Source organism: Streptomyces sp. NPDC006798 (assembly GCF_040635975.1).
Lineage (GTDB): Bacteria > Actinomycetota > Actinomycetes > Streptomycetales > Streptomycetaceae > Streptomyces.
This window is the reverse complement of the sequence record NZ_JBEYIS010000077.1, coordinates 22,408-28,689: the sequence shown is the minus strand read 5'-3', so window position 1 is coordinate 28,689 and position 6,282 is coordinate 22,408. Positions and strand designations below refer to the sequence as shown.

Below are 6,282 nucleotides of genomic sequence, written 5' to 3'. Positions count from 1 at the left end.
CCCGGGGGGGGGGGCCCGCTCCGGGGCCGCCGGGGGGGCGGCCGATGCGAAGGGCCCCCCGCCCCGGTGGCGTACGGCGAGGGTCAGCGGGTCAGGAGCGCGCGGGCCACCAGGGCGAAGGAGCCCTTGGGGTGGTCCCGGAACAGCGGCTCCGTGCCGATCAGGACCGCCGAGCCCCGGCTGACCACCGCCGCCCCGCCCGACGCGGCCGCCGGGCCGCCCGTGCCGTCGGCGAGGGCCCGCCAGTGGCCCGAGACCAGCGGATTGCCGGTGGCGTACCGCTGGTCGACCCGGACACCGTCACCGAGCCCGGTGAACCACACCGGCGAGTAGACGAAGGTGTGCCCCGGCGCCCCGCCGGTCAGCGCGCCGCCCGCGTTGACGACCCGGACGACCCCGTTCGCGTCGCCGTTGCCCTCGACCGCGGTCGCGGAGATCAGCCCGGCCTGGTTGCCGAACGCCGCCCCCGCCGCACCGATTCCGACGTACCCGGCGCCGCTCGCGGTGAACGCGTCCCGGGCGGCCGGGGTGAGCGCCGACCAGTTCAGCCCGGTGGAGACGAAGAGCGCGTCCGCCGACGTCCAGTCGAAGCCCGCGTTGAGAACGGCCGTCGACACCGGTACGACGTCGAAGCCCATCTCCCGCAGGGCGAACTGCTCGCCCGAGGTGACCGCCGCCGCGACCCGGGTCCGCTTCAGCGGGGCGACCCCCCGGTCCCGGGTGGAGGTGAAGACGACCCCGTAGCGGTCCGCGGCCACCGCCGCGGCCTTCCGGGCCGAGCCGGGCACGATCGCCGCGCCGTCGCCGGTGCGCCGGACCGAGATGCCCTGGCCGAGCAGGGAGTTCAGGGCGGCCAGCTCCTTCGGGTCGTCCAGCCGCAGCTTCAGATCGCCCCACGGCGCGACATAGCCCGTCGGTGCCGCCGCGGCCACCGGACGGCCCACGATCCTCGGGTCGCCGTGCTCGACCCGGTCCACCGAGGCGCCCCAGAGCAGTCCGAGGCTCCAGCCGGAGATGTCGTACATCGCCGACACATCGGCGCTGATGTCCCGCCCGGCGGCCAGCATCACATTGGCGATGCCCCGCTTGGGCTGCCGCATGTCGACGACGTACGAACCGGCGGGGTAGACCTTGCCGCCGAGCCGGAACGGCAGTACGGCCCGCTGGACCCGGACGTCGTTGGCGACCAGATGGTCCACCAGCCGCCCGGCCGCGACCCCGCTGCGCTGCCCGGCCCCCGCGGGGATCACATAGGCGCGCGGGAACGTGGTGGTGTAGACGTCCTCGGGGCCGATTCCCGGCACCCCGGGCACGGTCTCCTCGGAGACCGGCCGCTGCGCCTCGCCCGCGGCGCCGCGCCGGAAGGTCTCGATCTGGTCGGCGATGACCTGGTCCCGGTTGGTGCGGGTGAAGTCGAGGGTGGCCCGCATCGTGGCGCCCGCGATCTCGGTGTTGATGGCGGAACGGCGGCGCAACTCGGCCACCGGCAGGTTCTCGTAGGAGCTGCCGTTGACCCGCATCGGGAATTCGATGGTGTGGGAGGCGACCGCGCCCTGGAACGGCATGTACTGCGGGGTGAAGATCGGCGGCCAGTCGTCCCAGCCCTCGGCGGAGTCGCGGAACGGGATCTCCACCGGCCGTACGCCGTCCTTCTCCGGGGTGTAGCCGAGGCCGTTGACGGCCTTCTCCATCCCGAGCGCGTTGGCGTAGGCGTTCTTCAGGAAGAGGTCGTACTCGTAGTTCTCGCCGTGCGGCGGGGTCGTCGGCTCGATCAGGGTGCCGTTGACATAGCCGTGCAGATCGAGCATGACGGCGGGCTGCTTGTCGATGGCGATCCGCCGGATGGCCCGGGACTCGGGCTGGGTGGCGGTGATGAAGTCCCGGTTGAGGTCGAAGCCGTTGGCGTTGGCCCGGGTCCCGGCGACCCGGCCGTCCGGGTTGGCGGTGACATTGAGATAGATCCGGTTCTTCGCCAGCAGGGAGACGGTCTCGGCGTCCTTCGCCTTCGCCAGCTCCTCGATCAGCCGCAGCGCCGCGTCGGTGCCCTCCCACTCGTTGCCGTGGATGTTGTTGTTGATGAAGACGGGTGTCTTGTACGCCTTCTTGATCCGGGTGTCGCGGGCCGCGGCGGCCGGGGCATTCTCTATTCGCTCCCGCATCCGCTCCTGTTCGCGGGCCTCCCGGTCGCTCTCGGGCGCGGTGACGGTGACGAGATACAGCTCGCGGCCCGTGGTGGAGCGCCCGGCGATCTCCACACTCACCCGGTCGCTCAGCTTCTGGAGCTCGTTCAGCTGCGGAGCGATCGCGTGGTACGGGACGAGGCCCAGCTTCAGGGACTTGTCGGCCGGGTCGGCCGGCGGCGCCGTCAGGACGGTCTTCCGCGGGTAGCCGTCGGTGCGGTGGGAGGTGTGGGCGGGCGCGGTGAGCGCGTTACGGGTGGCCGTGAGCGGGGCCCGGGAGAGCGCCGAGTCGGTCGCGCCCGTATCGCGTACGGGGTCGGGGCCGCTGCCGCCGGGCGCGCTGCCCGGCGCGGGTTGCGGCCCGGTACGTGCCGCCGCCGGGACGGGGGCGAGGAGTACGGCGACGGCGAGTGCCGTGGTGGTGACCAGAACGGGTCTGGGAATGCCCATGCGTGGTTGCCTCCGGGGATCGGGGACGACCGCTGTGACCTGAGTGCACAGGTGTGCGGATGAGTCATCGCGATCGATACGCAGGGGTCTACCGGTTGAACTCCGCAACAATCAAGAGGGATAGGCCACGTATTTCCCGGGACCGTGGGCCGGGGAGGTGCCGGAAAGCGTCCCGGAGACCCCCACCGACAGCCGTGACCGGGCGAGTGAGCCGAAGGGGCGCGTCGTGTTCTGGAGGGAGAACGCGCGCGGGCCGCGAGGTACGAGCGGTCGAGCACGATCGACTGAAGAACACGGCTGAAGCGCCCCGGAGGCGAACCGAGCCACAATAAGGCGGCTGAAGCGTCCCGGAGGCGAACCGAGCCACAAAAAATCAGCCGGATAGGGTCACGGCCATGAACGATCTCGGCAAGGGCTTCGGCTATCTGATGAAGGGCCAGCGCTGGGTGGTCACCCGTGGCCGCTGGCTGGGCCTGGGGCTGTTGCCCGGTCTGGTGACCCTGGTGCTCTATCTCGGGGCCCTCGTCGGTCTCTTCTTCGGCGCCGACGACTTCGTCGTCTGGGTGTCGCCGTTCGCCGACGACTGGTCGTCGCCCTGGCTGGGGATCTTCCGCGGCACTCTGACGGCCCTGACCTTCGGTCTGGGTCTCTTCCTCGCCGTGATCACCTTCACCGCTGTGACCTTGCTGGTCGGGCAGCCGTTCTACGAGTCGCTCTCCGAGGAGGTCGACCGGAGCGAGGGCGGCGCGGTTCCCGAGTCGGGCAACTCGTTCTGGCGCGATCTGTGGATCTCCGCCCGGGACTCGGTACGGATCCTGATCCGGGTCGCCTGCTACGGCGTGATCCTCTTCGCCCTCGGGTTCGTCCCCGTCCTCGGGCAGACGGTCGTTCCCGTCCTCGGCTTCTGTGTCTCCGGCTTCTTCCTGGCCGAGGAGCTGACCGCGGTCGCCCTCCAGCGGCGCGGCACGGTGCTGAAGGAACGGCTGAGGCTGCTGCGGAGCAGGCGGATGCTGGCCCTGGGCTTCGGCGTACCGCTCACCCTGGCCTTTCTGGTGCCGTTCGTCGCGGTCTTCCTGATGCCGGGCGCGGTTGCGGGCGCGACTTTGATGGCTCGTGATCTGGCCCCGCTCCCGGACGCCCCCGAAGAGCCCGATGACCTCCGAGCCGGTGTGGACGAGCCCCGGCAGGGCGGCGCCGTTCCGGAGCCGTATGCCCGTCCCGAGGGGCGGGGCCCCAACCCGTACGCCTGATACGGCCCTGGTAGTCCTACGACCCGGGCCCGGCGGACTCATAATCCGCCGGGCCCGGGTCGTTTCACGATCCGCCGTGCGCCGCCGCCCGGACCGGCAGGTCCGCGACGGCAAGACCCGGCGCCGCCGGGCCCGCCGTCGCCAGCAGGGTCCCGTCCGGGCCCCAGATCGCGCTGCCGCCCCGGCAGTCTCCGCAGTCGTTCACGCCGAGCGCGTTGGCCAGGACCACATAGAGCCCGTTCTCCCGGGCCCGTACGGGATAGACCCCGTCGAACGAGTCATTGCCGAGTTCCAGGACGGAACTCGCCAGATAGACCGGCGCGCCCGCCTCCCGGGCCCGTCGGGCCACCTCGGGGAACCGGTTGTCGTAACAGGTGGCCAGGGCGAACCGGACCCCGTCCAGGACGAAGGCCCCGTCCGCCGTGCCGGGCTCGAACAACTCCGTCTCGACCCCGTGCAGATGGCGTTTGTCATACCGGGTCAGCGGCTCCCCGTCCGGGCCGTACACCAGGGATGTGATCGCGGGCCGCCCGGCGGCGGTCGCGACGAAGGCGTTGACCACGGCGGCTGTCCCGGTCTCCCGGCACGCCTCGCGCACCGGGCGGAGCCGGTCGTCGTCGTCCCCGGTCAGGACCAGGCCGGGGTCCTCCGCGAGCAGCCCCGGGTGGTAGCCGGTGACGGTGGTCTCGGGGAAGACGACGAGCCGGGCACCCCGCCCGGCCCCCGTACGGATCGAATCCGCCACGGCCCCGGCGTTGGCCGTGACATCGCCGGGGACCGGTGCGAACTGGACTGCCGCGATCTTCATACGATCATCATCGCTCAGCGGTCCTCGCCGGCCGCCACCCGGACGATCTCCGTGACCTGGGCGATGATGTCCAGCCGGTTGCGGACGAACTGCGGATCGGTCAGCTCCGCGGTGTTGCCGGCGCCAAACGCCAGGACCGGGGTGTGGACATGGCCGCCCGGTGTGGTCAGCCCCAGCCGGTCGCGCAGCAGGGTGGCCCGGTAGGCGATCTCGTTGGAGAGATAGTTGCCACCGCCGCCCGCCCGTGCCGTCGAGCCCGGAGTCGGCCCCGTCGGCCGGTCCACGGGCGTACCGCCGCCCGCCGGGATCTCCGTCACCGAGGTGTTGTCGTAGACCGGGAAACGGCCCGTGGGCGCCGCCGTGATCGCGGCGGCGGGCAGCGTCGAGGAGGTCCACTGCGGCTGGGTCGCCGGATCGCTCACCGGGACGGTCTCCAGCCGGGACACATTGTCGTTGTCGCCGAAACCGCCGCGCCAGGCGCCGTTGGTCCGCTCGATGTCGAACCGGCCCGGCCGCCCCTGGCTGACCGTGGTGAACAGATCCACCTTCGGCAGATACGGCCGCAGGGTCCGTTCGACCGTGCCGTCGGCGAAGTCGGCCCAGCGGACCGGGAAGACGGCCGTCTCGATCCGGGCCGGACCCTCCGCCGTCTCGATCACCCGGCCGTCGAGGGCGAGAGCCGTGGCGCCCGAGGGGTTGCTGATCCGGATGTCCCGGTCGAGCGTGAAGGGGTCGAAGCCGGTCAGCAGGACCCGCTTGACGTCCCGGCCGTGCTTCCCGCTCCGGTCGTCCTTCCCGTGCCCGTGGTGCCCCTTCCCGGGCAGCCGGATCGAGTCCTGGCCGCGCGACGACCGCTCCAGCCGGTCCAGCAGCCGGGCGCGCTCCGCGTCCCCGAGACCGAACGCGGGTTGCCACTGCCGCAGTTCCCGGCTCATCGCCAGCCGCGCCCAGTACAGCGGCCGGTCGTCGTCCCGGCTGAGATCGCCCACCAGCGGCCCCCGGCCCTGGGCCCGGTCCACCGCCCGCTCCCACAGGGCGGCGCCGTGCCGGGCGACCGCCTTCTCCGCCTGACGGTACGAACCGGCCCCGGCCAGGGCCCGGACCAGGGCGGGGGCCGCGGTGTCGAAGCCGGAGCGCCGCAGGATCTCCCCGGGTACGGCCCGGTCCAGCCGGGCCTCCTCGACGGTCACCGCCGCCGGGCCCGAGCCGGGGTCCGCCGGGGCCGGGGGAGCGGCCTGCGCGGGTACGGCCAGGGCCAGCGGGACCACCACGGCGGTGGCCGCGGTGAGCAGGGCGGGGAGCCGGTAGGGGACACGAGCGGATATCGGGAACACGGTGGTGATCCTTCCGTTGGACGGGTGGCGGAAGTATCGCCTCGGAGCGGCCCCGCCGGCTATGCGATCGTCCCCGGCCGTCCGCGGTCGTCTCCCGCTCCTCCGGGGGTGGGCCGCGTAACCCGCCCGCCCCCCGCTTACCACCGGCCGTACGGGTGTTCTCGCCGCCACCGGAACCGGCCACCGGACCGCGGATGCCGGACCGGCCGCCGGACCGCGGATGCCGGGCCCCGGATCACCCGGCGCCCGGCATCCCGCCG

Annotated in this window: 4 protein-coding genes; 1 reads left to right on the top strand and 3 read right to left on the bottom strand. The window is 72.7% G+C overall.

From position 1 onward, the window contains the following. Window positions 1-83: 83 nt before the first annotated feature. On the bottom strand, window positions 84-2,630 hold the full coding sequence (locus ABZ714_RS32390; RefSeq protein ID WP_358828931.1) for a M14 family zinc carboxypeptidase: 2,547 nt from the start codon (window positions 2,628-2,630) through the stop codon (window positions 84-86). Window positions 2,631-3,025: 395 nt separating this feature from the next. Here ABZ714_RS32390 and ABZ714_RS32385 point away from each other — a divergent pair, with 395 nt between their 5' ends. Further along, a complete protein-coding gene (locus tag ABZ714_RS32385; protein WP_358828930.1) occupies window positions 3,026-3,880 on the top strand; it encodes an EI24 domain-containing protein in 855 nt (284 codons plus the stop codon). A 64-nt stretch (window positions 3,881-3,944) separates the two neighbouring features. Here ABZ714_RS32385 and ABZ714_RS32380 read toward each other — a convergent pair whose 3' ends face one another. Both ABZ714_RS32380 and ABZ714_RS32375 read right to left on the bottom strand, forming a co-directional pair. Next, complete coding sequence (locus ABZ714_RS32380) at window positions 3,945-4,688, bottom strand: carbon-nitrogen hydrolase family protein (protein WP_358828929.1); 744 nt, start codon at window positions 4,686-4,688, stop codon at window positions 3,945-3,947. 14 nt (window positions 4,689-4,702) lie between these two features. Beyond that, window positions 4,703-5,878 carry a pyroglutamyl peptidase gene (locus ABZ714_RS32375; RefSeq protein ID WP_358828934.1) on the bottom strand — a complete coding sequence of 392 codons (1,176 nt, stop codon included), beginning with the start codon at window positions 5,876-5,878 and terminating at the stop codon, window positions 4,703-4,705. Window positions 5,879-6,282 lie beyond the last annotated feature (404 nt).